Consider the following 25,782-nt stretch of genomic DNA (forward strand, 5'->3'; position numbering starts at 1 on the left):
CCTTAGACGGACATTCGATTACGATGACGGTCCCGTTGGGATCGGATTGCGGAATGCGGTACAAAGCATTCGTGGTGGACAGCAGCGGGCAAGTGATCTGCGTGGCGAAGCTCGACTGCATTGACGAGCAGGCGGCGCGGCGTCGAGCCGAGCAAATGCATGCCGAGCACGACGTTGAGCTTTGGCAAGGCGATCGATTTGTTGCTGTGTTCCGAGGTGCAACGACGAACGACAATGAGCGCGCGATCCTGAATAGACGGCCGGTCTCTCCGCCGAGTTGACATTCGAATATTGTGAGTCATGCCGGCCTGGCAGGCTGTCGACATGTCGCAGGGCCAAAGTCGCCGAGCATGCCCATAACACACCCCGTGTCTTCGGAACCGGGGTGCAGCTCAGGAACGGGTTTCGCGCTGAAAAACATTGAAGCGGTTGAACTTCGCGCAGCTGGGTTGGTCGAGAAGTGGCTCCAGACTCAGATATTGAACGATACCAGCATACTTGGTCTGGGCGAGCTTGAAGTCTCGCGCGAGAGCGCCGTCAGCCGCATGGCGGCAAGAGCGACTTCCTGATGTACTCGGAGGAAGCGGACACCTTCTACGAAGAAGAGGTAATGCTGGGAGCGTTGGACGAGAGTCACATATCCGCACCATCGAATATTGGGGTGTTGAGCGGCAGCGTCGTCCCGGGTCAGAACACACAGCCGTAATTGTCGCAGAGAGAATCACGAGCCGTTTTTCAACGTGCTACGGGTCCTCAATCGTTCAGTGCCGATGATCGCAGTGCAGGGCGGAGCTTTTAAGCTGGACGAAAGCAACGTGGTTCTTCATGGCGTCACTGTGTTGGACGTTACCGGAGAGACCCCTGAAGCACATACTTCGGAGGAGGCTGAACGAACGGATCGGAAGTATTGGGAGAAGAAGCGCGACTTTGCTTCATTGGCCGTCATGGACAAGATTGCAACCGCCCTGAAGGCGGCTGAGCTCGAGGAACGCCTGTCATCCAACAAGCATCACGTAGCACTTGGATCAACGGATAATAACTTCTGTTGGTTTCACCCTCGCAGAACGGTTGGTTTCTGCCATGTCCAAGATGAGCTCTGGCCTGAGGATGAGCATCTTTCAAAACTTCAAAAGGCCCGCATTGATACTTCGGCTAGGAGCACGGATCGCATATCTCCTTCAGCATAAGCAACAAGACGGTGGATGAAAGGATCGGACCAATCGTCGAATCGCTAAGGCGCGCGAAAAGGCTAAGTCGCTGACAATGGCGCCGCTAACCGCTTCATCGCTGGTATTGCGGGCAGTGCATGACTATCAGGATAGTTAGCCACTCTGCTGACCCATTCCTTTTAGGAGGGTCTCCGGCACTTCGTGGGGCACCGCGGTCGACCTGATGTTCGCTTTGCCGAGCTCGTCCAAAACGGCAGGAGCTATACCCAGCGCCGACGACATAGCGTGGCGCAACTCTCGTGCCTGGTCGGGCGCGTGCTGCGCTAGAGTAGCAATCTGAGCGGAGGCCTGTGTTAGCTCTCTAATCACTCGAGTATATTCCTGCGGAGGATCCGGCAGCGACTTCACCAAACTAAAGAACGGGTCGGACCGAATATAACGTGCCGCAACATCAAGGAAGGGCTTCATGCAGCGCTCTCGGTCGGTGTAGTAACGTGCCTCCCAATGAAGACTTTCGTTATCAACGGTTATACTTTGAGCCGTCCAACTAACGTCGCTCGACGCAAACCGCTCGCTCGCGCTTGCCTCGATTGACAAATCGACGTGGCCAACGACTCCCGGCAAGTCAAAGACCAGGTTCGAACTGAAATCGTCTTCTCCGACGCCATAGTTGATGAGGACGTCCTGCAGGGCTGACGTAGATGGCTGGGCTGCATGATCGGTCGCCACTGTCGCCTGGACCGTGATGGATCCCTGCACGTTTGGCTGGTCCAGCTGCGCCGGTGGATTCAGGTCGACCCCATTAACTCGCCATCGGTATATGGGAAGGCCAAATCCACGCACAGTCGCAACGCAAGTCACTTTCTTCGGAGCGCTGTCGACAAACCACTTGTAGAGATCCTTTGGGCAGGTGAAGAAGGGTGACGTCAACGCCACCCCTTCATCCACGTGGAACGGCTTTCCCTCGGGCTCGGGGTCAAGCGAGAGCTTTACCTCCCGCCGCAATCCCTCCAAGAGTGGAAAAGGATTTTCGGTGGCGAGCTGGGGCGTGCTCCCCGGCCGGAAATACTTATTGATCAATTGCGAGAAGGCTGCGGTTGCGTCGCTCTTGCCTGTAAGGTTTTGATAAGTTTGCGCAAGGCTGTCCCCTCCCGCAGCAATGATGTCCGGAATGGAGTGGTTCAGTTGGTTCTTGAGATAGTAGAGAAACAGCAGGGACAATCCGAAGCTGAGCGGATTCTTGTCGGTGTTCTCGGAGGCATTGATCCACTGCGTGTCGCGGCTGGACTGCAACCAGCTGTTCACCCATGGCGTTCCGAAAAACAGTGAATACCCTGTGCCGAAGCGCTCGCGGGCGCAAAGCAACGACAGGCCCTCGCCATCGCTCTTACTCGCGTTCCAGGCGGCGTTTCCGTGCTGGTTGCGATAGCTGGCAAGGACCTCGACCAATTCAGCCACAAAAGACATGCAGCTGCTCTGACCTGCAGCAATCGCGTTCGCGTTTGCCGTCTGGTTGCCGATCTTGATGATCGTGTTGCCTCCCTTGTACCCGTTGTTGCTTGCCCCACCCGCTGCAAAGTCCGCAATGATTTGAACTGTGACGCGATTGTCGGGTCCAAATCCATCCGTGATTTTATACCAGCTAGCCAAGAGACCGAATTCAGCTTCACAGACTCCCAGGACTCGCTGAGCCCGCGAGATCGCGTTCGGATTGCCATCGGGGCCGAGCAGGGTTTCGTCGTACTGGATGTTGAAATGCGCAGTCTGTCCAAGCGTCTGCATCTCGGATGCTCCTGCAAAAATAAGCCCCATGGGACGAAAAGCACCACCAAGTATGCAGCAATCGGCCTGTTCGACGGGTAGCGATGCTACATCACTGGCTTCTTATCGCTACGTTACGCTAGACGGCGCTTTGCTTGTGAGAGCCAGTTCACAGTTTTGGTTGTTCGCGCATTATTAGATGCGCACGGGTAAATGAGCTCCGGATAAAGGAACTCGAAAAGTCGGGTTCCTGTTGAACAGGTCGAGCGCATCGGCAGACCATGCGCGACTGGTTTAGGGTCGTTGCCCCAGGCTGAACATCTTCTTCGAGAGGGAAGGCCGAGAGCGGCGCACAGGACACGCAATTCGTTGCACTCTCCGACTCGGAAGCAGATCCAGGCAGGTATTTTCCTCTGAAAGCCTTGTTTGACACCGTCCCCTAGCGCGCAGCAACCAAAGACCTCAAGGACGAAGACGCGAAGCGCATTAATGAGATGCAATCCGTGTTTAAGGAAATGCGAGTGCCGGTGCAGTATTCGACGATCGAGGACCGCGCCACGGTTGCGACCATATTTGAGCGCGTGAATCGACAAGGTGTGGCGGTAGACACCCTGCAGCTTCTATCAGCCATGGACCGAGGTCGGCTTATCTCCTCAAGTCAGACATAGCGGCCCTGCAAACGAAGGTCGGCGACGGGCCAGAAAGGAAAGTCTTTTCGCACCTCTCCGCCCTTCCTAATCTAGCAAGATCAAACTCGCGCCAAGTGCAACGCGGCCTCAACGCCGCCTTCCAGGATCTGGTCCGCCTGGACAGCGTCGGGGACGGCCCGCGCGAACTGGAGGGTGCCCACCATGAGGCCGAAGATGGCGGTCGCGCGGCGGCGGCTCGCTGCAGAATCGGCATCCGGAAGCAGTGCGGCCAGAGACGAAACGTAGCTTCGCAGCGCTTTCTCGTAGTCCTGCCGAGTGGACAGGGGCTGGCGGGCGATTTCCGGGAGCAACGCCGCCGAAGGGCACCCTTCCGCCGGGTCTTCGAGGTGAGCGCGGTTGAGGTATCTCCGGATCGCCCCCTCGAGGGCCAGGCCCCTCTGCTGATCTTCATCGAGCCGATGTTGCTGGTCTCCGAGCGCGCTCGCCAGCGCCTCGCGGACGAGCGCCTCCTTGGACTCGAAGTGCGGAGAGAAAGCCCCTTTGGTCAGGCCAGCCTCGCCCATGATCCCGGCGATCCCGGCGGCGGAGATGCCGTCTCGGCGCACGCACTTCGACGCTACATCGACGATGTGCCGCCGCGTCGCTGCTTTATGACCTTTCTCGAAACGCATCTTCTCTCCACTCCACCAATATCCCGCAGCCGTTAGGCTGCAGCCGCTTCCAACAGGGCTTGGAGGTCGCGATCAAGCTGCTGGGCTACTGCATCGACATTATCGCTGCCAAACTGACCGAAAACGGATGCTGGTCGATCATATTCAAACGCGACACCGCCATCGTCATCCTCGCGCAATAGGACGCGAATGGGCGCATATAGCCCCGCAGACAGTTGATGGCGGGTCATCTTGGCTGCGGTGAGCGGATTTCCGATATCGAACTGGATGGATCGGCGCGTCAGCCCAGCAATAGCCAGGAGTGCCCCATGGTCACGCTGACTGAAAATGGTGAGCGGCGGACCGGCCTCCAACTCTCGCAGCGCGCGCGTGCCTTCACCGTATCGCAGGAGAGTGAAGATCCCGTCATCGATGCGGGGTGCCAAGGTCGCGAGCTTGGCACGAACGTCCTCGAAAGGCTTTGTTGAGCGGATGGTGACGTGCTCGACCGGAATGGCCGCGTTGAGTGCAGTGCATTGGCCATCTATTGATCCTCTAATCGGTTGTCGTTGTTTGCAGGCGGTCCCTTCGCCACGCGAAGCGGCCACGGCGTTAGATCGCACGCGACTTTTCGTCCAAGATGCCTTCGATGCCGCGGGCAAGGTGCAGGAGCCCCCGGTCGCTCCCTAAGGGAGCATCCAGCTCGAGCCCAATCGGCAGCCCCGCGCGAGACAAGCCAACAGGAAGGCTGATACCCGGCAGCCCCACGCTGCTTGCCGACACGGTGTGGTTCGCCAAAGCGAGGTAGCTGACTTCCTGCCCCGCGATATGGACGGTCGCCCGCTCCTCGATCAGAGGCGCCGTGCAGGGCGTGGTCGGTTGCAGAATGACCAGCGCCCCATGAGAGACGAACGCCGTGTTGAGCCGTCGCTGGATTTCCGGCCGGCTCACATCGAGCGCCGTCCGATAGGCCTCTGCCGAGGTGGCACCTGCACCACCCGGCAGTACGATGTGCCCCCACGCCTGCCGAAGTTGGGGCTTAAGGCCCTCGTAAATGGCCTCGAACGTGGTCGGAATGTCATGGCGGCGAAGAAATTCCGAAACTGCGCCCATCGTCTCATGAGCGAAGATGCCCCACGTCGCAGTTTGGACGAGGGCATTGAAGTCTTCGCCAAGGTCTACTTCAACGACCTCGGCGCCGGCGTCCTGCAGCCGCCGAACCACCGCGCGGAAGCGGGTCTCGACTTCGGACTCCACCAGATCCAGGAACTGTCGCGGCGCGAAGGCCAGCCGGGCTCCCTTCAGGCCGTAGCCGCCGTCGGAGAACTCCGCAGCCTCTTCACCAGTCACGACCTGATCCACCAGAATGCAGTCCTCAACGCTTCGGGCGAATACGCCCGTCGTGTCGAGCGTATGGGAGATCGGCGCAACGCCGTAGCGCGGCCAACGCCCGGTCGTTGGCTTGAAGCCCACGACGCCACAGAACGATGCGGGTACCCGGATGGACCCAACGGTGTCACCGCCCAAGGACGCGGGAACGAGCCCAGCGGCCACGGATGCGGCGGAGCCGCTCGACGAGCCGCCCGACACGCGATCTCGTGCGTGCGGATTCTTCACCTGGCCGTAACGTGCGTTGTGACCGGTCAAGCCGTACGACATCTCGACGAGGTTGTTCTTGCCGAAGACCAAAGCCCCCGCACCCTTAATGGCCCGGACAGCGTCGGCATCTTCGCGCGGCACGAAATGAGAGAGGCCTTCGACGCCCAGGCTGGTAGGCAGTCCTTTCGTCAAATAGCTGTCCTTCACCCCGAGGGGCACGCCAAGGAGCGGGGCCGCCGAGCCGGCCGCACGCGCCTTGTCCGCGTCCCTCGCGGCCTCGAGCACAGCGACCTCGTCGATGGTGATGAAGGCGTTCAGCTCGGCAAGCGCTCGGGCGCGCTGCAGAAGCGCAGTAGTGTAGACTTCCGACGTGATGTCGCCGTTGCCAACCGCTGCTGCAGCGGCTGCGAGCCCAAGCGAGGTGAGATCTGTGGTGTCTCGCGATGCAAACTGGCGTGCAGTGGCGATCATGTCTTCCATGAGATCCTCGCAAAGAGCTGTTAGGCGGCATGCCGCTGCCGCCAAACAGCGGCTCAGCTCAATGCCATTACGGTCATAATATGAAATTACGGTCGTACTGCAATGGTGATTTTCGCGTCCATGCTCTGTTGCGGGACACGTGTTCGTGAGGTGCCGATGACACAGTTGATCGATGGGAGCAATCAAGCGTTCGACGAATGACCATCAGTGACGCACGGCCTGAACGCACCCTCTATTCGCGCTTTCAACCCCCGGCGCGATTGCTGGCCTACGTCATACCGAAGCAGGGGCGGCGTTTGTCGGGCCGAGTAGATGACTTCTGCATTGGGTCAAAGGCGGCGGTCGGACCCGGACTTGGGACGACTTCCGCTCTACCTCTCGCTCCAGACATGTCACTGCGGTGTGCCAACCGACGTGATGGGCGATCAACGGACATTTCGACCGCGATCCTCATCGTCGACTCCCTTGGCACCTGCACCCAAATGCGTAGACTGGCCCCGAACAAGCCAGGAGAGAGCTTTGGCGATCGAGCGGCCAAACCGACGGCTGACGACAATCCTGGCGGCCGATGCAGCCGGCTACAGTCGGCTTGTGGGAATTGACGAGGAAGGCACGCTCGATCGCCTCCGGACCATCCGCAAGGATCTCATCGATCCTATGATCGCCGCCCATCGCGGGCGTATCGTCAAAACGACTGGGGATGGCTTGCTGGCCGAGTTCGCCTCGGTCGTGGATGCAGTTCGTTCGGCCATCGATATGCAACAGGTCATGGCTGAGAGCAACTCTGGCCTCGTACAGGACAGGCGCATCGAGTTCCGCGTCGGCATCAATCTTGGTGACGTGGTCGTGGAGGACGATGGCGACCTCATGGGCGATGGTGTCAATGTGGCTGCGCGGCTCGAAGGGATTGCCGAGCCTGGTGGTATTTGCTTGTCCAGTGCGGCCTATGACCAGGTACGTGGCAAACTCGATATCGCTGCGCAAGATCGCGGGCAGCAGCAACTGAAGAACATCGCCGAGCTCGTGCAGATCTATTCGATTTCAGCCGCGCACCCCGCAGCAGCGGCGCCGCACACGACCGTCGCACCGCGGCTCTCCATCGTTGTCCTGCCCTTCGTCAATCTCAATGGCAACAGCGAGCAGGACTACTTCGTCGACGGTGTCACTGAAAGCCTCACAACCGACCTGTCGCGTATTCCTGGCGCCTTCGTCATAGCTCGCAACACTGCCTTCACTTTCAAAGGCAAGCCAGTGGACGTCCGGGTGATCGGGCGAGAACTTGGTGTGCGCTACGTGATGGAAGGCAGCGTGCAGGGTGGCGGGGACCGCATTCGCGTCAACGCGCAGCTCATCGACACGGAAACCGGCGCACACCTCTGGGCCGAGCGCTTCGACAAGCCGCGCGCCGATATCTTCGACATGCAGGACGAAATCACCACGCGCCTCGCCCGGACCGTGGGTGTCGAGCTCGTTGCAGCAGAGGGCCGCCGCGCCGAACGCGAACGACCGAACAATATGGATGCCGGGGACTTGGCCATGCGCGGCTGGGCAATCCTCAACCAACCCTTGTCGCTGCGCCGCGACCGCGCCGCGTGTGACCTGTTCGACGCGGCGCTCCGGTTGGACGATCGCAACGTCGAGGCGTTGGTCGGTCTTGCTTTCTATCATGGCAACCACCTTCGCACCTTCGCCTCGACCAATCGGGACGAACAGCTACGTATCGCCCACATGGCCATCACTGAGGCACTGAGGCTTGCTCCCTCCAACGCTTTAGCCCATTTCGTTCACGCCAATCTCCTCCATGTCTCAGGCGCGACGGAACGCGCGCTGCGCGAACTTCAGTTCGCTATTGCGCTCGATCGTAATCTAGCTTGGGCCCATGCTGATGCAGGCTTTTTGAAGGTTCTACTGGGGCGAGCTGAAGAGGCAGAAGCTGACCTCACAAAGGCGATCCGGCTTAGCCCACGGGACCCTGCGCTCGATCGCTGGTATGCCCTACTCGGTATCGCCGACCTGTTCCTCGGCAGGCTCAACTCAGCGTTGGATCGGCTCCGCAAATCGGTCGACATGAATCCGAACGTCGCGATGGCTCATTTTTTTCTAGCCGCGGCGTTCGCGCTGAGCGGCCGCGCTGCCGATGCGCGGGAGGAGCGGAATGCCGGCCTCGAGCTGGACCCGCACTTTACTGTTGCAAGATTTCGAAACGAGCGACGCAGTGAAAACCCGACCTTCCTGGCCCAGCGCGAGCGCATCTACGAGGGCCTAAGCTTGGCAGGCGTGCCAGCGGGCAATTAGAGTTTGTAGGGGCAGGCGGCTAAGTAGTTCCCGGAAATCAGCACTTTCCTAGCAGGCGGTCGCCCAGCGGCACAAGTTGCCTGCTAACGTCAAGAGCGTCGAACTGCTGGCCGCCGTGGCCGGTCTCGCCTCACCTCCCGACGCGGCTGACGCCATCGCGATCTAGGCCTTCAGGCCATCAGCGGACTTGCATGCGGGAACAAAGAGGACGGCCACTGAGGTGTGTCTACTTTCCACCCCTTAAGACACGAAACCGCGGGATCGCCAATTTGTCAGGCGGGCCGCGAACCGCGGTCAGGGCTGTATCGCTCCGCTGAGCGCGCTTGCAGTTGGGGCAGACGAAAAGGTGGGCGATTATCGGTTCTAGAGTATCTCGCACCAGATCCGAGCGAAACCATCTCATGGGGGTGCGGCAATTCGCACAGTCCGGGTGTTCGAACTGCCCAAGTGCTTCCTTTTGCCGGTCCATGCCCGCTCCCCATTGTTCGGGAAACAGTAGCAAGGCAGACCAAATCGCGACGTATCAAACGATACACAACGGCAAATTTGCGCGCCAACCTTGCTTAGGACCTGCCGCTGCGCTGTGCCAACTGACGCGACACGCCAGAAGCGGCGGTCCGGCGCTCGCATACGGCAGGTTCTACGAGGACCTAGCCCACCGGCGCGCCACTCTCCCCTGCTACGATCGGATCCCAACTCCGCAACATATCGGGACGCGCACACGGCCATCTGGCGAGCTCGCAGTGGCTAGTCGGCGTCGCACGTTAGCTTCGTGATTGCGGAAAGACACCACCCGTAAATTTCCCAAGAGTTGGCACCAGTCTCACTGGTACGCAGAGCGGCAGGTTGTGAGCGCCGCACAATGAAAACACCGAAGCCGAAGCAATGGGCCCAGCGCGAGCTCCAGCAATTGTTTAGTGGCGCGGGCAGGAGCTGGTGTATCGAAGATTGCCGCCGAACTGGGCCGCCACGCCGGATCAGTGAGGCGAATGGCGCGAACGATGGGGGATATTGTTGAAGAAGTAGCCGCGGCGCCTCGCCGGTGGCGGATCAGCTCGAAAGACCAAAAAGCGCGCGACGCGACACATCTCGCCTTTGGGCAGCGCGAAAGCTTTTGCCACCTCGCGTATCCGCAATCTTACGGCCATTGTGCATCCGCCATCTTTGGCATCTACTTCAGATTGAATTTGATGACGAACTGATTTTCAGTCGAGGTCCCCATGAGCGTCAAAGCAACGATGGCGACGATCCTCCAGAACCAACTGACGTTACACGGCGTGCATTCACTGACGCCATCGGACTGCGAGCAGATCGTTGATCGGCTGATCGAGCAGCTCAGAGAGCTGGAGCTTAGTTTAGCTGCGCGAGAACTCGCTGAGAAGCAGGAGCCATAGCGCCCCGCAAATCTTTACGGCCAGCGAGACATTCTGCAGGCGAATGCCTGTCTGCGCGGCGCGTGAGTCCTCCGGCAAATGTCTGCTGCGGGTCAAAGGTGGCGGTAGGCCACTCAGCGGGACGACTTTCGCTCTACCTCTCGCTTCAGAAATGTCGCTGCTTCGCCGACCAGCGCAATGGACCACGAGCGGAAGGCCGTAACTGCGCTAGTCCAGGGTGTTTGAACGAAGGGCCCATCGATATCGGCGGCGCCGCAACACTAATGGCAAGCGTCGTCTCCCGAGGGCGATGCTTGCCAAAGACAAGGCTCTGCCTGCGGCCGCGACTCATCCGTTCCGCCCGGAGGAACGATTGCATCAGTTCCGCTTTAGTCGTTCCGCACGTTCAAGAATTTGATGGGCGGCTTGCGATATCCGGCCGCCGATCGAAGGGCCCGGTCAATGCGCATCCTTCTCGTCGGCGGCACGGGGCTTGTCGGATCGGCGATCGACGCCAGGCTGTCCACCGAGGGGCATGAATGCGTATTGGTGTCGCGCCATCCGGACGCGGCGCCTGATACTCAACACGTCATCCTCGATGTTGCAAGGACCACCGACGCTGCGAAATGGAAGGGCATTGTTGCCGGCGTCGATGCCGTCATCAATGCGGCGGGTGCCCTGCAGGGGCAGGACATGCAAGGGGTTCACGTCGCCGGCAGCGCAGCTCTTTATACCGCGTGCGAAAGCGCAGGCGTCCGCCGGGTCATACTGTTCTCGGCGATCGGCATCGACCGCGATGCGCCCACCGATTTTTCTCGTAGCAAGCGGGATGGCGAAGCCGCCTTGATGGCGCGCGACCTCGATTGGGTCGTCTTGCGGCCTTCCGTGGTGGTGGGCCGGCCCGCCTATGGGGGCAGCGCGCTGTTGCGAGGGCTGGCATCACTACCGGTTCTACCCGTCATGCCGGACACGGCAGCTATTCAGCCCGTATATCTCGACGATGTGGTAGAAACGGTTCTGTTCTTCCTGCAACCCGGGGCTCCTTCGCGCATCGCACTTGATCTAGCCGGTCCACGGCAGATCGCCTTCAGCGAAGCCGTGGCGCTGTTTCGCGCATGGCTACGCTGGAGGCCCGCCTACCGCCTGCACCTGCGTGGTTGGGTGGCTTCGGGCGCTTACCGGGCGGGGGACCTGGCCCAGATGCTGGGTTGGGGAACGCCCATCAGTTCGACGGCAAAGGCGGAAATGCGGCGCGGTGCGACCGGCGATCCCGAGCCCTGGCGTCAGCTTACCGGCTTGAGGCCGCGCGATCTTGCAGGCGCGCTCGCACGCGAGCCCGCGTCCGTGCAGGAACGCTGGTTTGCCCGGCTATATGCGCTCAAGCCGCTGATATTCGGCGTCTTCGGCCTGTTCTGGATCGTCACAGGCATCATCTCGCTTGGCCCTGGCTGGGAAATTGGAATGTCCTTGCTACGGGAAGGCAGGGTGCCGGAAAAAGTCGCTTCTCTCACCGTCATCGCCGGCGCGCTCGCCGACATCTGCATCGGCCTCGCGATTCTTTGGCGGCCTCTGAGCCGCTACGGGCTCTGGGCAGCACTGATCATCTCGCTAACCTATTTCGTGATCGGCACGGCGCTGGTGCCGCGGCTGTGGGCCGATCCGCTTGGACCAATGCTGAAGATCTGGCCGGTGCTGATGCTCAATCTGGTTGCCATGGCGATCCGGGAGGATCGCTGATGTTCTATTTCCTTCTTAAGATGGTGCACATCATTGGTGCTGCCGTCCTGCTCGGTACTGGGGCTGGCATCGCCTTTTTCATGCTGGTGGCGCATCTGCGCGGCGACCCGCGCGAGATCGCGGGGGTCGCGCGGACGGTGGTACTGGCCGACTTCCTATTTACGGCGAGTGCCGTGGTCCTGCAGCCGATCACCGGCACATGGCTCGCTTGGTCGAGCGGATATTCCCTCCGCGATGGGTGGATTGCGGCGTCCATCGCACTGTACCTGGTGACCGGCGCCTGCTGGCTACCGGTGGTGTGGATGCAGATGCAAATGCGCGATCTTGCCGTCGGTGCGGTAGAGACCAACGCCAAGCTGCCCGCCCGGTATTACCGACTTTTTCGGTGGTGGTTCGCCTTCGGATTTCCGGCGTTCGCAGCCGTGCTGGTTATCTTCTGGCTGATGATCGCTCGCCCGCCTATTCCATACTGGGATTCGTAGACGGTCCTCATAAGAGGCTGACGTGCTCCACCAATCAGGAACGCATCCTGGGCCTGTGGCTGCCCGGATCGAGGAGTGATGTTCGAGAACAGGCCAGTACGGGCGGCCGGTGCCGTCCGCCTTCGGACACTCTTGAGCCACACCCCGACACCGTTCTGCTCGCAGAGGCCGTCGAAGCAAAAACGCCGCCTGCTTAAATGATCGCAGGCGGCGGCTTCCAGCCCCGGGAGTGTCAGGGATAATTGGGCTCGCTCCATATCTGGGAGCGAAGACGCGAGAGATGTCACTTCCTGTCGCGAGGCGACCATCGTGGAACTCGCGATGGTGCAATCTCTTCCGTGCTCTTTGGCGGTGTAGAGGGCTATGTCGGCGTCGCGCGTCAGCCTTAGTTCATCTGCCGTCGCATCGCTTTTCGCCGCGATGCCAACACTGATCGTCACATATTGTCGTTGTGCTCCAGGATGGTAGATGTGCAATCGGGTGACCAGCAACCGGATTGCGTCAGCAACTTTGACTGGTCTCTCCTCGCTTACACCCGGCAGGACCACCGCGAACTCCTCGCCGCCGTATCGCGCTGAGAGCCCTCCGGTGTTTGCCGTCCACTTCCAATCACTTCGGAGATGCGTCGAAGGCAAGCATCGCCGGCCTGGTGACCGAAAGCGTCGTTGAATCCTTTGAAGTGATCGATGTCCATCAAGAGCACAGAAAGCACTTGATCTTGGCATAGGCTTCGCGAAGGATGCATCGAAGCTGCGTCTGTTCGCCAGCCCGTAAGCCCGTCAGGCGTCGCAAGCTGCCCCAGCTTCAGGTTGGCTGAAGATAGCTCATCCTCAACGGGCTTTTGCTTGGAAACGTCGAGAAGAACGCCGACAAGTTCCAGGTCATCGCCCGGCGAGTGTTCGGCGATCTTGAAATTGGCCTCGAGCCAGATCATCACGCCGTCGCCGCGCCGCATGCGAAAGCGAACCGAAACGAGAAGCGGTCGCGCCCTTCAACTCCCGGCTTGCCGCCAAAGACCCTTTCGCGATCATCCTCGTGAACTACGTCGAGACACAAACGTCCCAGGAAGTCGGTTTCAGTTTTCCCCAGCACGTTGACTAAGGGGGACACGTAGCGCAGGTACCCCTTCCTATCCATCACGATGACAATATCGGCGATGTTGTCCGCCAGCAGCCTGACCCTCGCCTCTCGATCTCGAAGCGCCCGTTCAAGCCCGGTCCGAAACCGTAGTCGGCTGCTCAGGAGCGCGGCCATTCGAACCCGAGGTCGCGAGGATCTAACGCATCCACGCACACATCGACCGCGCTAATAGAATTGCTCTCATCCGACCCAATCATCGAGGCATTCCGGCGACAGCGGCATCTGCTGGCGATCCGCACCTTGAACGAAGCCCCGCATGAAAGTATCGTGTCTCACTTAAGAGGTGCAGTCCAGTAGAGCCGAATGAGTACTCGGGCATAAAGTAGCCGAAAGCGCTGCCATTTGCGTGGCGGATGCCCTCCTTTGCTCATGTCGTCGACTTGATGTTCCCATCTCGTTTGCACCGATCGCGCCCTGGGCGCGCGTGCCGTCCGCCATGAATATGCGACTACGCGTGTTTTCGAGGAGTAGCAGCCACATGAAGCAACATACCTTCGAAGCATTTTCCACCACCGCGATCTACTGGACACCGCTTGTGCTTATGGGCACCGCAATGCCGCCAAGAGATCCCGATGAAGACGAGGAGGACGAAGACGACGAAGAGGAAGATGACGCTGACGAACCGCCGGTCGTGCGCGAGCCGGACGACGACTAGACTAGCGTGTTCGGCAGCCAGGGGTATAATATTTGTCATGGGCTGGCATGCGAATGACATAGCGCTCCTCAATAGGCTCTGGTCCGCAGGACAGAGCGCGGCGCAGATAGCGCGTCGTCTCGGGTGCAGTCGTAACGCGGTCTGCGGCATGCTGACCCGTCTGGGCCTGAAGCGCGGCCACAAGCCGCCCACAGCAACGCCCAAGATAAGGCCGTCCCCGAAGCTGAGGCCGACGTCGTCGGCAGCCTGCGCTCGTCCAGTCGCACGGAAGGTGTCGCGGAACACAGCGGAGAGGCAACAGCCCAAGGAATTCAGCAAGCAGCAGCTCTACTCCATGCTGGCTGAGGCCGTCAGAAACACTGACTAGGAGCTCACCACCAACGTCGTTGCGCTCCTCGCTTCAGCTATCGTACACGAACCGACGCACGCAAGTCCGTCCGACGAACTGCGTCCATAAAGACCATAGCCTTGATGCAGCTGCACAGATCGGCAGCTAGTTGGCTTCTTGTTTCGCCATTCCGCTCAACGCCAGGTTTCTATTGTTCTGGAAGCTCAGGATGCCAGATATTCGGACCTTTTACTGAAGCAGTGCCTTCGGCCGCGATCTGCTCCCGAGAACGGCGGAGCATCTCTCGTGTCATTTGGCTTGCCTCGTTAACATGGCCTGTGCACTGCTATTGCGACTGTACCGAAAGACTGCCTCGATTTAGGAGCCGAGTTTAGTTGGTTGGATCGCGAATTTGCTCCGTCGGCCGGATGTCGGCCTGTGGCCTGGGAACGGCGCACAAGTAGACCTAGAACCGCTATCCAAGCGCGGCGGCCGATGGCTGAAGTACAACCTGTTTCGCTGTGGTCTGGCAAGCGCGGTTGCGTGGAGCTGGCAGAGGGCGACGTGATCGCGCTGCATCTCGTGGTCGAGCGGCTGAAAGAGGCCGGGGTTCGGGTGCGGTTCTACGGGCGGCTTCAGCGCTGGGACGGCACGTCACCGGTCTGGACGTTGCTGGCACGCGGGAAGCAATGATCCGGCGACTGTCGCAGCGACACCGGCACCGCGCACGCTGCGGCCGGCCCCGCTCTTGGGCATTTTCTGCGTAATAAACAAGGCAGGCTTTAACTCGTCCTGCACTGCCCAATGCTGCTACCCTCAAACGTTTCCCAGTGTCACTTCATCTAGCTCGTTGTCGTCTACATGGGGCGCGAGGGCCCAGTCGCCTGCGGCCGCGCGCTACACCATCGGTTTCGGCGGCGAGCTTCATCGCCGGCACTGCCTCGCGCTCACGTCGTACTCGATGACCATCGCACGCAATTATGGTCTCGGGTCGTAAACGATCACGCGTCGATGCAGAAATATGGAGCCCGGCCACGCACAGGTTTGACGCTGGTCTAAGGGTCGGGAAATCGCTCCTCTCTCATCGAGATAAGGTTACGCACTGAAGTCTTTTGGATATGTCTTGGGCAACTTGAAAACAAAGGTCTTGGCCTTGGGAAGAATATTGGTCGGTGTTGTCGAGGTCCGCAAAAGGGACAATCTCGACCAGGAATTGACAACGATCTCGTGGCGATCGCAGATCAGCGTGATTGTCCTGCCTGTCGCTGGAACGCGTAGATGGGATTCAGACCGCAATATGCGAGGGTGCCGGATGCGGTGGCCATGCATTGATCGTAGGTTGAGAACTGGCAGTTGCCAGGATATCCCCAGGTACGTCCCTGCAGGCAATAAACGTCCTGCCGAGCTGAGGGGATGTACGAACGAGCCCGCGGAGCGGCGGTCGAAGGTGATCCAAAGCAGACGAGCATGGGAAGTGCAAGCACAGCAATAAAAAGAAGGTTGCGCATGATCTAGCCTCCGTGAAGTCTTGAGAGGATAGAGAGTGTAGAATTGACGCTTTGATCTTGGTCAATGGCAAAACGCTTAGTAGACGGTTTGACCGATCGGTTTCAAAGTAAGTCTAAGCGTCAGGCACTCGGGTTTAGGAGCAGCTTTCCTGCGAGTTTTGCGGATGGAATGCATTTTTCAAGCGCGGTGGGGGTTCGTGCGTTTGAAAAACCTGGGAGAATAGGCCGATCCGAGCTTGGGAGCTCCGCGCGCGGCAATAGCCGGTTTGGGACAGCCGCAAACCCGCGCACTTATCAAGCACAAATCGCCGCACTGTCACCTCAATTTGTGCCGCTGAGCGTGCAGGGAAGCTTCGGCGGGCTCAAGCTCGTCTAGGCTCTCGTGATCGGTCTGATCCGGCGCAGTTGGGAATTGGCATATTCCTCGCGCTCGCGCGTGAAGTGCTTTTGGTGCGCTTTGAAGCTCTCGACCCGCTTCTTGATCTCTTCACGTTCGCTGCCGTCATACTCTGACGCGCTCAGGTCACCCCGCTCGACGGCTTCCTTCGGCAGAGACCGGGGCAGCTGGATCTCTAGCTTCAGCGATTTGGTAAATGCCATCGTTTCCGCGGCCAGTGCGTCAAGTTCGTTCTTCCAATCGTGCATTAACGGCCCCCATGCGGCACTGCTGTGCTGGCCAGCTAATTCATCATAATCCGAGCTGCGGCTATAAGCACCGAAACCGTCGCATGTAGGCCAGTCCCAAATCGGGTTATTGCTGAAAAAGGCCGCGGACAATATTGGCGGCGGCCCGGGTTCAAAATGCCTATCGTGAAAAAATGCGGTCCAGCGCCGGTGCCAGCGACCCTACACACAAAACGTGTCTCTTCATAGTTCCGCCGTTCAGAAACCTTAACGCGCGCCGATCCGGGTTTGCTCGAAAGGGTGATGCGTCCGGAAGAGATCACTGCCGCCTTGTTTCCAATTATGTGCAATCGGCCCGGACCTGTTTCGGCGTGGCTTGCATCAAAGCGCGTAACGGTGTTGCCTCGACGAGGTCAGCTATATCACGAGGACTGCAAGAGCCATGGTCTGGATTAATGGCGATGTGAGCCCGGCCATACATCGTGAACTGGACATTCGGGTTAGCGAGGGTTCTAAATGCCAGATTGTGTGATCGTTCGGGCCCATGGGACGCAATTGGATCTCTTGCGCGAAGAGGCATCGCGCATTGCACGGGCTGCCAAAATCGACTGGTCGATTGAGCGCGCCGATGAGGGGGCACATTTTTGCTTCGAGAATGCCGAGGCGAAAAAGGCGTTCGTCACCATCTGCAAGCACTTTGATATGCCGCACCGAGACGCTTAGAAACCAACTCCGCGTGCGATGAGTCAAGCCACTCCAGAACTCTGCGCCCCACGCGTAGAGCTCGGGCCGCATACCGAATCTATCTTGATCGGGACTTCCAGAAAAGCGGCATGAGCCCAGGATCAGCATCGTATGGGCCGGGATGGCAAATCTGCTCATTGACTTTGACATGAGCCAGCCAGGTTCGCCCTTACTTGCTGCTGCAACGTCTCACGAAGCGGATGTGACCGTGTCGTCGCAAAAAGTTGTTGGACCCGAGCACCTGATAGATCGGCGCTCGTCGAACGCCGAGGCGGAATTGCAATGCGATGAGCCGATGGGCGGTTGATGATGACGGTGCCTGGACGTGCGTGGTACCCTCGCAAAGGCAACCATCAGCGATCCAACGAGCTCCCCTTCGTCGACTGAAGTCGTCCCCTGCCTCGGGTTGTCACCGCGCCAATATCCATGGAGGCCTTTAAACGAGCCCCGTCCAGCCGTCGCCTGAGCGCTGCAAATCGGCTGGACAGTTTGGTCAATTCCTCGACGCCAAGCTCACCGAACACAAATTGATCGAGTTCCTTCTGTTGTGCAGCGACGTTCGCGAGGCGCTTACAAGCCTTGTCCGTCAGTGACATGTGGACGACCCGACCATCCCTGATACAGGGCTTGCGCCGCAGAAATCCGGCTTTCTCCAGCGCCTTGGAATTTATTGTAATGAACGACGGGTCAACTTTCAGCAATTTTGCCACCGTGCTGACTGCAACATCCCCCTCGCTCGCCAGGTCTGTCACTGCCATCAAGATTGTCAATTGTGGTCCAGTGATGCCGAGTGCCTTGGCCCGGACTTGAAGAAAATCCTCCAGACAGATGTTGAGGGATCGGACCTCCAACGTTAATCGCCGCACCAGCAGCTGAGTGTCAGCAGAGTCGTTCCCGACTTGCGTTGCTGGCTTGGTCAAATGCGGCGCCACCGGATGTTAGGCCCTATCCTCAGAGCTCGTTCGCACTGACAAGATTTCAATAGAGGATCTCTGCTCGTTGCAGCGATTCTGTGCAAGCATCACGCGCTCACCTGCGCCCACGATTTAAGAACGATTACTAGTGATTCGGATTACTGGCTTTTCGACGAGAAACTCGGGCCGCCGTTGGCGGCCGCGCCTAGCTGAGTTGCGAATGCGAGTAATCTCACCGAAATGCACGTTCAAAGGAAGATCTCGATCCGTAGTCTCGCGCAGCGGCGCGGCGTTTCGCCCGCTTCGAAAGCGCTAATTCGAAGGTCTGTTGCCGGATCCCGGGCAACGGCTTCGAAATGGCTTCCATACTGAGCAGCTTTGGGGCGCAACCTCGCACAGGCGCTGCGGTGAAATTCATCGAAGTTGATGGCCTGAACGCGGGATTCAAGCGCATTGCGTTGTCGCGTCTCTGTCGCAGTTGCCGTCCACGAGCGCGTGTTACTCGACGTGTTATGCGACTTCACACTTTGCAGCCTGGTCGCCCCTTATAGGTTCAGTCGAGATCCAAAAATTCGACCGTGGAGCTCTTGGAGTAGTGTTAGTTGTCCTAGTCTAATTTACTCATTGAGCATATTTGAGCGCTGCTGAAATCGAACCCGGCCTCTCGGCCGGGTTTCTCAGGCTCCATATGTACTCAAATTGAGCTTATTTAATATGTGCTGGAGGCTTCATGCCGATCTCTGGACTTTACGGCCCCGACGACTTTGCTAACCGGCCGCAGGGCCAAACCACCGCTGCGCCGCGTTCCGTCCCAGCGCGCTCGAGGCCCGCATTGCCGAGGCCGTCCCTGGAATGGACGCCGGAGGTCGAGCGCGCTACCGCGCCGCTTTACGAGCGCGTCAAACATGTGATCCCGCCGATCGAATGGCCGCTGCTGGCGCCGACCATCAAGGCGATCAACGAGGTGAAGCGGGCGCGGGGCGCGGTGATCCTCGCGCACAATTACCAGGCGCCGGAGATCTTTCACTGCGTCGCCGACATCGGCGGCGATTCGCTCCAGCTCGCGGTCGAAGCCACCAAGGTGAAGGCCGACATCATCGTCAAGTGCGGCGTGCACTTCATGGCGGAGACATCAAAGCTGCTCAATCCGGACAAGACGGTGCTGATCCCCGATACGCGCGCCGGCTGCTCGCTCGCCGCCAGCATCACCGGCGCCGACGTCCGCCTGCTCCGCGAAAAATTCCCCGCCGTGCCTGTCGTTGCCTATGTCAACACCTCCGCGGAGGTGAAGGCCGAGGTCGATATCTGCTGCACCTCGTCGAACGCAGTCCAGGTGGTCGAGAGTCTCGGCGCACCAAGCGTGATCTTCCTGCCCGACCGCTATCTCGCCACTTACGTGGCCTCGAAGACCGACGTGAAGATCATTGCCTGGAAGGGCGCCTGCGAGGTGCACGAGCGTTTCACTGGCGCCGAGCTGCGTAGCTACCGCGAGGCCGATCCCTCCGTGCAGATCATCGCTCATCCCGAATGCCCGCCGGACGTGCTGGCCGAGGCCGATTTCACGGGCTCGACCGCGCACATGATCAACTGGGTGCGCGAGCGACGGCCGCGGCGGCTGGTGATGATCACGGAATGCTCGATGGCCGACAATGTCCGCGCCGAGCTGCCCGATGTGGAGATGCTGCGCCCCTGCAACATCTGCCCGCACATGAAGCGCATCACGCTCGCCAACATTCTGGAGAGCCTGCTGACGCTTCGCGAAGAAGTGACGATCGATCCCGCGCTCGCGGACCGCGCAAGGCGCTCGGTCGAGCGGATGATCAATTTGAAGAACTGAGATAAAGCCATGACAAACAACATCAACACCCTCCCCCGCTCCGGCGACGTCGTCATCGTCGGCGGCGGCCTTGCCGGATTGTTCTGCGCGCTCAAGCTCGCGCCGCGGCCCGTGACATTGATCTCGGCCGCGCCGCTCGGACAGGGCGCGTCGTCCGCATGGGCGCAAGGCGGCATCGCCGCGGCAATGGCTGAAAGCGATACGCCGGAAGCGCACGCCGCGGACACGGTTGCAGTTGGCGGCAGCATCGTCGACGAAGCTGTCGCACTCGGGATCGCGCGCGAGGCCGCACCGCGGATTCACGACCTTCTCGCCTATGGCGTGCCGTTCGACCGCGATCTCGAAGGCAGGCTCGCAGTCGGGCGCGAGGCCGCACACTCGGCGCGGCGTATCGTACATGTGCGTGGCGATGGCGCGGGCGCCGCCATCATTGCGGCGCTGAGCGAAGCCGTGCGGCGCACGCCGTCGATCCGGCTGATCGAAGGTTTCGTCGCCGAAGCGCTGTTGACCGAGGACGGCGCGGTCGCCGGCCTACGATTGCGCGAAGCTGGCGACGCGGCAGCACAGCCGATCCTGCTCGCCGCGCGGATGGTGGTGCTCGCGACGGGCGGCATCGGCCATCTCTATGCCGTCACCACCAATCCGCGCGAGGCCAGCGGATCCGGCCTTGCGATCGCCGCACGCGCCGGCGCGGTGATTGCCGATCCCGAGTTCGTGCAATTTCACCCGACCGCCATCATGGTCGGCCGCGATCCCGCGCCGCTCGCCACGGAAGCCTTGCGCGGCGAAGGCGCGACACTGATCAACGGCCGTGGCGAGCGTTTCATGGCGGCGCGCCATCCGCTCGCCGAGCTCGCACCGCGCGACATCGTGGCCCGCGGCGTGTTCGCGGAGATCTCGGCCGGACGCGGCGCCTTCCTCGATGCGCGGCAGGCGCTGGGCGCACGTTTTGCCGACAGATTCCCGTCCGTCCATGCAAGCTGCATCGCCGCTGGGATCGACCCCGCCACGCAGGCCATCCCGATCGCACCGGCGGCGCACTATCACATGGGCGGCATCGCGGTGGACGATCGCGGCCGCAGCTCGATCGACGGGCTGTGGGCCGGCGGCGAGGTGTCGTCCACCGGCGCGCATGGCGCGAACCGGCTTGCGTCGAATTCGCTGCTCGAGGCCGTGGTCTACGCCGCACGCATCGCCGATGACATCGCCGGCCGCACCAGCCCCTCGCCCGCCCCCCTTGCGGACGCGGCGACGCCGCGCGGCGGCGCACCGGATGCTGCGGCCGTGAAGCGGCTGCGGATGCTGATGAGCGCGCATGTCGGCGTGATCCGCGACGGTTACGGGCTTGCGGACGCGGTTCGCAGCTTCGCCGCGCTCGAACGAGAGGCCACGAGCATCGCGGTCCGCAACATGGCAACGGCAGCCCTGCTCGTGGCGGCGTCGGCCTGGAACCGGCGCGAGAGCCGCGGCGCGCATTTCCGCTCCGACCATGCCGCGGACGTACCCGCCCTCGCGCAGCGCACGATGACGACGCTCGCAGCAGTACGCGAGGTCGCGGACAGCCTGAGCGAACGCCCGACACCGCGCACCGCACAACCCATGATCGCCTGACGGAGTCTGCCATGATCACCCCGACCTCTCTGCTCTATCCCGACGCCTTTCTCTCCCCGCTCGCGATCGACGAGGCCGTGCTCCGCGCGCTCGATGAGGATCTCGGCCGCGCCGGCGACATTACCTCGCTTGCGACGATCCCCGAGGCAACGAAGGCGCAAGCGATCCTGGTCGCACGGCAGTCCGGCGTGATCGCCGGCTTGCCGCTGGCGCTCGCCACCTTGCAAAAGCTTTCGCCCGACATCGAGATACGCGCACATGTTCGCGACGCCGCGCGCGTCGCCCGCGGGCAGCAGGTGCTGACGATCTCGGGGCCGGCACGCGCCATCCTCACGGCGGAGCGGACCGCGCTGAATTTCGTCGGCCGGCTGTCGGGCGTCGCGACGCTCACGGCGGACTACGTTGCGCGCGCCGAGGGCACCCGGATGAGAATCTGCTGCACGCGAAAGACCACGCCCGGGCTGCGCGCCTTGGAGAAATACGCGGTACGCTGCGGCGGCGGCTTCAATCACCGCTTCGGGCTCGACGACGCGATCCTGATCAAGGACAACCACATCGCGGTCGCCGGCGGCATCCGTCCCGTGCTGGAGCGCGCCCGCGCCCAGGCCGGCCATCTCGTCAAGATCGAGATCGAGGTCGACACGCTTCCGCAGTTGCGCGAGGTGCTCGACACCGGCCTTGCCGACGCCGTGCTGCTCGACAACATGGACATTGCGACGCTGCGCGAAGCCGTCAGGCTCAACGAGGGACGCCTCAAACTGGAGGCATCCGGCGGTGTCACCCTGGATTCGATCGCAGCCATCGCGGCCACCGGCCTCGACTACGCCTCAGCCGGCGCACTGACGCATTCAGCGCCGAATTTCGACTGTGCGCTGGATATCGAGGCCTGAGGAGGTCTACTCCCTCTCCCCGTTCCTACGGGGCCGCAACGAGATTTGCTCGCGCCGAGAGGACTGGGGTGAGGGGCATCTCTCCACGTATTCGGCTGTCGAAAGACCTGTACCCCCTCGCCCGCATCGCAAGAGCGATCTTACGTCTCCCCGCAAGCGGGGAGACGTAAGAAAGGTTACCGCCGTTCGCTCACGCCATCTCGGCCGAGCTCTTCGCTTCCTCGGCGAGTTCGGGGGGGAGAGTGCGGCGGTCTGCGCGGGATGCCCCAGTTTGGTTCCTCGCTGGCTTCGCCCCAGGCGCAAGGCCGGTAGAAGGTGTGAACGGCGCTCGTGTCATCTTCTTCATCTCGGCCAGCCAGGACGGACGCACCCACTAGGCGTGGTAGTGCGTCGACTTGCCGACCTCGGGCAGCCAGATCTGGTCACCAGCATCGCCTTCCAGAGTTTCTGGCGTGCTTCCGCCTGCTTCAGCGGTTCGAGCGGCTGAATCGTCAGCGAGCGCGCAGCGTCTCGGGCCTGGGACCGATTGGGGATTGCGAGCGGCGGCGCGCGAACGGCTGAGGCGCCAGCGGAGAGGCGGTGTGCTACTGCCGGTCTCTGGCGTTGATGCGAAGATGCAGAGACCAGTGCCGAAGGACGCGAACCGCGCGCCCTTCGGATGGGTATGCAAATACACAAGTCGCTACGCGCACGCTACGCTTACGCCAGAAAAATCGAACCGCAGTACATCCGTGCGATTCGAGTCTTCTCGTGAGTATCTAATTTAGGTTGCTGGGGCGTTAATCGGCGTTGCGCGTGCAGCGCACGCAAGCGAACACAGGTGGTTCCACGCAGTGACCGCGTGCACTGGTAAACGCCGCTCATGGTAACGATAAACATCCGGTCAACGTGAGTGGTCAGAAGCCTGCACGCCCGTATCATAAGGGGACTCGCTGTGTTTCCCACTGTCTCACCATTGTGGTGCGGCCACTCCCTCGACCTCGCATCGGTGTTCGCCAGGAATTTATGAAGGGTACCCGGAAGCCCGATCGTTACCGGCAGGCCCTTCATGATCTCGAAGAAGCACCACGAAGTCGGCATGTGCCGCCGCGGGTCCGAAGCATCTATAGCTTGCCTGCTCAACCGTAAACTCGGTGTCCTGCATGTCGCGCTAGTGCTTCTCGAGCGGCGTGTGGATCCGCGTCAACTCTTTCAATACCTGCGGCAGCGGCGATCCATCGACGCGTTGTGGGATCCCGTTTTCCGTGCTGCCTCACTGATGTTCTGCGGCGCACGAATGCTCGCCCATTACGCTCTTTGCACGGAATTCACGTTGCTTGCGGCTCGCGCTCTACAGGATGCCCCACGCGCGATAGCGTCCCCGGCCAGTCGTCTCGCGAAGGCCGAGTTCGGCGACGAGGTTTTGGGCCGCACGGGCCGTGATCCCAAGCTCCGCCGCGATCATGCCGGCCGAGACGATCGGCCGGGTCAGCACGTAGTCGAGGAGCGCCGGCAGTTTCGAAGTGGCGCGCCGGCCGGCGAGTTTTCGGGCGAGGAGGTTTCTGGTCATCAGCCAGCGGTCGTGGTCCTTTAGGCCGGCCTCGGCGGCGGCCGTCATCGCCTCGAGCTGCACAACCAGCCGCGCTGCGACGTCGCGTGCCCGCCGACGCTCACGCGAGATGCTTTTCAGCCCTCCATGCAGGCACAACAGATAGCAGCGTGTCTTGCCGCGGTCGCGCAACACGCTAGCTGCGAGCAGGCACCCTAGCCAAGGCGTGTGCTCGAGCGGTTCAATCGCGTCCCAGGCATCCGCGGCGATTGCAGCCGCCAGAGTCGGTGGCAGCTTGCGGGTCTCATCGACGACGGCGCGCCAGTCGTCGAGGCGGCCGTCCTCGTCCCAGTCCGGATCGTAGACGAGCGAGTCCCGCTCTGGCCACGACCGAAGCTCGTCGGCGAGTCTGCGCTCCGCCTTGGCGTTGGCGGCGTCGACCGCGGCTAAGGCTGCGGCCAGATGGAGATCGGTGTTCATGACGCCAAGCGGTCCGTCGAAACCCACCGCGTCCCGCTCTGCGTCCTCGTTGAGCCCGAGACGTTCCTCGACCTCCTCTCGTTCGCGCCGGCCCCGAAGGTCAGCCAGTCCGGAAACCGACAGCGCCCAATTGGGCTTCGCGTCGGCAATGCGCCGACGGGCGCGCAGCACGGCGTGAGCCCGGGTCAGCTCGTGGGTGGGGGCGCGGACGTCCATGCCGGCGTCGTGGAGCACGAGGTCATCGAGGTAGACAAGTTCGCCGTCAAGCCACAGAGTGGCGCAAGCCTCGGCGAAGTGCATTCGGCTGATCGCACCGTCACGGATTGGGCTTTTGGCCAGTCGCTCGTCGAGGCGGGCGGCGGCATCCTCGGCCGCGGCAAGCGGCCCCGCGAGCTGAGCCCAAGGCAGCGGATCGGCGATTTTGTAGCCGGAAGACAAGGCCTTGATAACCTTAAGAGGAAACGGCGAAACGGAACCTAACACACCTTTATGTTCCGTCATAGCGAGGCCTGTTCCCGCTCCCCTCTCGCTATCGATAAGCACGCCTTATCGATAGGGTGCGGCCGCAGTGCGATCAGCACTCGCAGCGCTGCAAATCACCAGCGCCAAGCTTCAGATCAACCACAAATCGCCACTCGTGCCAACCCTGCCCTGTTCCGGACCAGCCGCTCCGGTGACTGTGCCCTCCCCGGCAAAGCAGGCGCCCTCGAAAATCAGGCTGCGCGGAATGCAAGGTGAAGCGTAGGTAAAAACAGGTCCGGAAATTGACGCCCGCCGGACCGCCCTTAACAGGCTGCACCGGGACTGCGGCAATGAGGATCAGGCTACCTAATCTTCGAGCGCCTCCGCGGTGGCGCTGACCGAAAGATTTGTGCTGGCGCCACGGCAACCGCCCTCCCCACGGCCTGCGGCGACGTCAGACGCGTTCCGATTTCCTGCAGGCGAGCCAATAGCTCGCGTGCCTCGTCTCAGTCGCTGATGAGCGCGATGAAGGGCGATACGCCGATGAATCTCCTCATACGGGCCGTCGCGGAATCCTTTTGGTGGGCCGTCCGCCGCGGAGTTGCCCCCTTTGGAGCATATCCGGGCAGAACTGGACGCCGCGGTCGAGGAAAAACGACCTCGGCTCTCGAGCTCATGAGCGCGTGCCGGTGCACTGTTCGGGTGAGGCGGACCTTTTCCAACACCGTCACTTTCCGCGCCATCGCTTCGGTCTGCGGATTCTCGATGTGCAAGGCGATGGCATGCTCCTCTAGACGCCACCTCCGGTCATTCGATACACGGAATACGGGAGCAGGTCGCTGTTAGTAGGACCGCCAAGATCGCT

At 61.1% G+C, this 25,782-nt stretch carries 25 protein-coding genes; 14 read left to right on the forward strand and 11 right to left on the reverse strand.

Translation table 11 applies throughout. The annotated features are described in order from the left end of the window. Window positions 1-53 precede the first annotated feature (53 nt). Window positions 54-281, forward strand: coding sequence for a hypothetical protein (locus IVA93_RS37500; protein WP_247368658.1), 228 nt, complete (start codon window positions 54-56; stop codon window positions 279-281). A gap of 489 nt (window positions 282-770) precedes the next feature. Continuing rightward, window positions 771-1,187: a hypothetical protein gene (locus tag IVA93_RS37505; protein ID WP_247790006.1), complete on the forward strand. Its 417-nt coding sequence runs from the start codon at window positions 771-773 to the stop codon at window positions 1,185-1,187. A gap of 135 nt (window positions 1,188-1,322) precedes the next feature. Here the strand turns inward: IVA93_RS37505 and IVA93_RS37510 are convergent, their stop codons facing one another. From IVA93_RS37510 to IVA93_RS37525, 4 genes are all read right to left on the reverse strand, one after another. Continuing rightward, on the reverse strand, window positions 1,323-2,951 hold the full coding sequence (locus IVA93_RS37510; protein WP_247338381.1) for a hypothetical protein: 1,629 nt from the start codon (window positions 2,949-2,951) through the stop codon (window positions 1,323-1,325). 727 nt (window positions 2,952-3,678) lie between these two features. Further along, window positions 3,679-4,251 (reverse strand): TetR/AcrR family transcriptional regulator, encoded by a 573-nt coding sequence (locus tag IVA93_RS37515; protein ID WP_247300072.1) that lies wholly within the window; start codon window positions 4,249-4,251, stop codon window positions 3,679-3,681. Window positions 4,252-4,283: 32 nt separating this feature from the next. Next, the gene (locus tag IVA93_RS37520) at window positions 4,284-4,838 is read right to left on the reverse strand and encodes a DUF302 domain-containing protein (protein WP_247376863.1); all 555 of its coding nucleotides are present in this window, start codon (window positions 4,836-4,838) and stop codon (window positions 4,284-4,286) included. Window positions 4,839-4,842: 4 nt separating this feature from the next. Further along, window positions 4,843-6,309 carry an amidase family protein gene (locus tag IVA93_RS37525; RefSeq protein ID WP_247790007.1) on the reverse strand — a complete coding sequence of 489 codons (1,467 nt, stop codon included), beginning with the start codon at window positions 6,307-6,309 and terminating at the stop codon, window positions 4,843-4,845. Window positions 6,310-6,828: 519 nt separating this feature from the next. Between IVA93_RS37525 and IVA93_RS37530 the strand changes: the two genes are divergently transcribed. The 4 genes from IVA93_RS37530 (at window position 6,829) to IVA93_RS37545 (ending at window position 12,196) form a co-directional block, all read left to right on the forward strand. After that, entirely contained in the window at window positions 6,829-8,604 is a 1,776-nt protein-coding gene (locus IVA93_RS37530) for an adenylate/guanylate cyclase domain-containing protein (protein WP_247372261.1), read from the forward strand. Window positions 8,605-9,824: 1,220 nt separating this feature from the next. After that, window positions 9,825-9,998 (forward strand): hypothetical protein, encoded by a 174-nt coding sequence (locus IVA93_RS37535; RefSeq protein ID WP_247372265.1) that lies wholly within the window; start codon window positions 9,825-9,827, stop codon window positions 9,996-9,998. Between the two features lie 441 nt (window positions 9,999-10,439). Then, a complete protein-coding gene (locus IVA93_RS37540; protein WP_247372267.1) occupies window positions 10,440-11,714 on the forward strand; it encodes an SDR family oxidoreductase in 1,275 nt (424 codons plus the stop codon). Further along, the gene (locus IVA93_RS37545) at window positions 11,714-12,196 is read left to right on the forward strand and encodes a DUF2269 family protein (RefSeq protein WP_247372269.1); all 483 of its coding nucleotides are present in this window, start codon (window positions 11,714-11,716) and stop codon (window positions 12,194-12,196) included. Before IVA93_RS37540 ends, IVA93_RS37545 begins: the two co-directional genes overlap by 1 nt. Here IVA93_RS37545 and IVA93_RS37550 read toward each other — a convergent pair. From IVA93_RS37550 to IVA93_RS37555, 3 genes are read right to left on the reverse strand one after another with little or no spacing between them, the layout of a single operon-like run. Further along, window positions 12,085-12,744 (reverse strand): diguanylate cyclase domain-containing protein, encoded by a 660-nt coding sequence (locus IVA93_RS37550; RefSeq protein ID WP_253075721.1) that lies wholly within the window; start codon window positions 12,742-12,744, stop codon window positions 12,085-12,087. The genes IVA93_RS37545 and IVA93_RS37550 overlap by 112 nt on opposite strands. Next, complete coding sequence (locus IVA93_RS40700; RefSeq protein WP_253075722.1) at window positions 12,726-13,130, reverse strand: GGDEF domain-containing protein; 405 nt, start codon at window positions 13,128-13,130, stop codon at window positions 12,726-12,728. The genes IVA93_RS37550 and IVA93_RS40700 overlap by 19 nt, the downstream gene beginning before the upstream one ends. Further along, window positions 13,130-13,450, reverse strand: coding sequence for a PAS domain S-box protein (locus tag IVA93_RS37555; RefSeq protein WP_247372272.1), 321 nt, complete (start codon window positions 13,448-13,450; stop codon window positions 13,130-13,132). Before IVA93_RS37555 ends, IVA93_RS40700 begins: the two co-directional genes overlap by 1 nt. 364 nt (window positions 13,451-13,814) lie before the next feature. Between IVA93_RS37555 and IVA93_RS37560 the strand changes: the two genes are divergently transcribed. The 3 genes from IVA93_RS37560 to IVA93_RS37570 all read left to right on the forward strand — a co-directional run bounded on the left by IVA93_RS37560 (window position 13,815) and on the right by IVA93_RS37570 (window position 15,012). Then, complete coding sequence (locus tag IVA93_RS37560) at window positions 13,815-13,991, forward strand: hypothetical protein (RefSeq protein WP_247372274.1); 177 nt, start codon at window positions 13,815-13,817, stop codon at window positions 13,989-13,991. Window positions 13,992-14,028: 37 nt separating this feature from the next. Continuing rightward, a complete protein-coding gene (locus tag IVA93_RS37565) occupies window positions 14,029-14,358 on the forward strand; it encodes a GcrA family cell cycle regulator (protein WP_247282304.1) in 330 nt (109 codons plus the stop codon). 456 nt (window positions 14,359-14,814) lie between these two features. Then, a complete protein-coding gene (locus IVA93_RS37570; RefSeq protein ID WP_247790008.1) occupies window positions 14,815-15,012 on the forward strand; it encodes a hypothetical protein in 198 nt (65 codons plus the stop codon). A 548-nt stretch (window positions 15,013-15,560) separates the two neighbouring features. Here the strand turns inward: IVA93_RS37570 and IVA93_RS37575 are convergent. Together IVA93_RS37575 and IVA93_RS37580 are read right to left on the reverse strand one after the other, a co-directional pair. Next, a complete protein-coding gene (locus tag IVA93_RS37575; protein ID WP_247372280.1) occupies window positions 15,561-15,827 on the reverse strand; it encodes a DUF3551 domain-containing protein in 267 nt (88 codons plus the stop codon). A 372-nt stretch (window positions 15,828-16,199) separates the two neighbouring features. Next, window positions 16,200-16,472, reverse strand: a complete 273-nt coding sequence (locus tag IVA93_RS37580) for a hypothetical protein (protein WP_247372282.1) — start codon at window positions 16,470-16,472, stop codon at window positions 16,200-16,202. Window positions 16,473-16,967: 495 nt separating this feature from the next. Between IVA93_RS37580 and IVA93_RS37585 the strand changes: the two genes are divergently transcribed. Together IVA93_RS37585 and IVA93_RS37590 are read left to right on the forward strand one after the other, a co-directional pair. After that, window positions 16,968-17,174 carry a hypothetical protein gene (locus IVA93_RS37585; RefSeq protein WP_247372284.1) on the forward strand — a complete coding sequence of 69 codons (207 nt, stop codon included), beginning with the start codon at window positions 16,968-16,970 and terminating at the stop codon, window positions 17,172-17,174. Between the two features lie 142 nt (window positions 17,175-17,316). Then, window positions 17,317-17,502, forward strand: a complete 186-nt coding sequence (locus IVA93_RS37590; protein ID WP_247372286.1) for a hypothetical protein — start codon at window positions 17,317-17,319, stop codon at window positions 17,500-17,502. Between the two features lie 46 nt (window positions 17,503-17,548). Here IVA93_RS37590 and IVA93_RS37595 read toward each other — a convergent pair whose 3' ends face one another. Further along, the gene (locus IVA93_RS37595; RefSeq protein ID WP_247777633.1) at window positions 17,549-18,115 is read right to left on the reverse strand and encodes a MarR family winged helix-turn-helix transcriptional regulator; all 567 of its coding nucleotides are present in this window, start codon (window positions 18,113-18,115) and stop codon (window positions 17,549-17,551) included. Window positions 18,116-18,839: 724 nt separating this feature from the next. On the opposite strand from IVA93_RS37595, the gene nadA reads away from it, so the two are divergent. Genes nadA through nadC form a run of 3 tightly spaced genes read left to right on the forward strand, consistent with a single transcriptional unit; the run spans window position 18,840 to window position 22,447 of the window. Continuing rightward, on the forward strand, window positions 18,840-19,946 hold the full coding sequence (nadA, locus tag IVA93_RS37600; RefSeq protein ID WP_247790009.1) for a quinolinate synthase NadA: 1,107 nt from the start codon (window positions 18,840-18,842) through the stop codon (window positions 19,944-19,946). Window positions 19,947-19,955: 9 nt separating this feature from the next. Beyond that, the gene (locus tag IVA93_RS37605) at window positions 19,956-21,557 is read left to right on the forward strand and encodes an L-aspartate oxidase (RefSeq protein WP_247790010.1); all 1,602 of its coding nucleotides are present in this window, start codon (window positions 19,956-19,958) and stop codon (window positions 21,555-21,557) included. A gap of 11 nt (window positions 21,558-21,568) precedes the next feature. Beyond that, window positions 21,569-22,447, forward strand: a complete 879-nt coding sequence (gene nadC, locus IVA93_RS37610; protein WP_247790011.1) for a carboxylating nicotinate-nucleotide diphosphorylase — start codon at window positions 21,569-21,571, stop codon at window positions 22,445-22,447. A 1,330-nt stretch (window positions 22,448-23,777) separates the two neighbouring features. Here nadC and IVA93_RS37620 read toward each other — a convergent pair. Then, window positions 23,778-24,956: an RHE_PE00001 family protein gene (locus tag IVA93_RS37620; RefSeq protein WP_247790012.1), complete on the reverse strand. Its 1,179-nt coding sequence runs from the start codon at window positions 24,954-24,956 to the stop codon at window positions 23,778-23,780. Window positions 24,957-25,782 lie beyond the last annotated feature (826 nt).

Source organism: Bradyrhizobium sp. 155, from assembly GCF_023101105.1.
Taxonomy (GTDB): domain Bacteria; phylum Pseudomonadota; class Alphaproteobacteria; order Rhizobiales; family Xanthobacteraceae; genus Bradyrhizobium; species Bradyrhizobium canariense_D.

Coding starts and splice junctions, on each gene's coding strand:
- IVA93_RS37555 (WP_247372272.1), bottom strand. CDS start 13,450: ATGGCCGCGCTCCTGAGCAGCCGACTACGGTTTCGGACCGGGCTTGAA.
- IVA93_RS37540 (WP_247372267.1), top strand. CDS start 10,440: ATGCGCATCCTTCTCGTCGGCGGCACGGGGCTTGTCGGATCGGCGATC.
- IVA93_RS37515 (WP_247300072.1), bottom strand. CDS start 4,251: ATGCGTTTCGAGAAAGGTCATAAAGCAGCGACGCGGCGGCACATCGTC.
- IVA93_RS37510 (WP_247338381.1), bottom strand. CDS start 2,951: ATGCAGACGCTTGGACAGACTGCGCATTTCAACATCCAGTACGACGAA.
- nadC (WP_247790011.1), top strand. CDS start 21,569: ATGATCACCCCGACCTCTCTGCTCTATCCCGACGCCTTTCTCTCCCCG.
- IVA93_RS37585 (WP_247372284.1), top strand. CDS start 16,968: ATGCCAGATTGTGTGATCGTTCGGGCCCATGGGACGCAATTGGATCTC.
- IVA93_RS37580 (WP_247372282.1), bottom strand. CDS start 16,472: ATGCACGATTGGAAGAACGAACTTGACGCACTGGCCGCGGAAACGATG.
- IVA93_RS37565 (WP_247282304.1), top strand. CDS start 14,029: ATGGGCTGGCATGCGAATGACATAGCGCTCCTCAATAGGCTCTGGTCC.
- IVA93_RS37570 (WP_247790008.1), top strand. CDS start 14,815: ATGGCTGAAGTACAACCTGTTTCGCTGTGGTCTGGCAAGCGCGGTTGC.
- IVA93_RS37605 (WP_247790010.1), top strand. CDS start 19,956: ATGACAAACAACATCAACACCCTCCCCCGCTCCGGCGACGTCGTCATC.
- IVA93_RS37500 (WP_247368658.1), top strand. CDS start 54: ATGCGGTACAAAGCATTCGTGGTGGACAGCAGCGGGCAAGTGATCTGC.
- IVA93_RS37575 (WP_247372280.1), bottom strand. CDS start 15,827: ATGCGCAACCTTCTTTTTATTGCTGTGCTTGCACTTCCCATGCTCGTC.
- IVA93_RS37525 (WP_247790007.1), bottom strand. CDS start 6,309: ATGGAAGACATGATCGCCACTGCACGCCAGTTTGCATCGCGAGACACC.
- IVA93_RS37545 (WP_247372269.1), top strand. CDS start 11,714: ATGTTCTATTTCCTTCTTAAGATGGTGCACATCATTGGTGCTGCCGTC.
- IVA93_RS37560 (WP_247372274.1), top strand. CDS start 13,815: ATGAAGCAACATACCTTCGAAGCATTTTCCACCACCGCGATCTACTGG.
- IVA93_RS37620 (WP_247790012.1), bottom strand. CDS start 24,956: ATGACGGAACATAAAGGTGTGTTAGGTTCCGTTTCGCCGTTTCCTCTT.
- IVA93_RS37590 (WP_247372286.1), top strand. CDS start 17,317: ATGGCAAATCTGCTCATTGACTTTGACATGAGCCAGCCAGGTTCGCCC.
- IVA93_RS37505 (WP_247790006.1), top strand. CDS start 771: ATGATCGCAGTGCAGGGCGGAGCTTTTAAGCTGGACGAAAGCAACGTG.
- IVA93_RS40700 (WP_253075722.1), bottom strand. CDS start 13,130: ATGATCTGGCTCGAGGCCAATTTCAAGATCGCCGAACACTCGCCGGGC.
- IVA93_RS37535 (WP_247372265.1), top strand. CDS start 9,825: ATGAGCGTCAAAGCAACGATGGCGACGATCCTCCAGAACCAACTGACG.
- nadA (WP_247790009.1), top strand. CDS start 18,840: ATGCCGATCTCTGGACTTTACGGCCCCGACGACTTTGCTAACCGGCCG.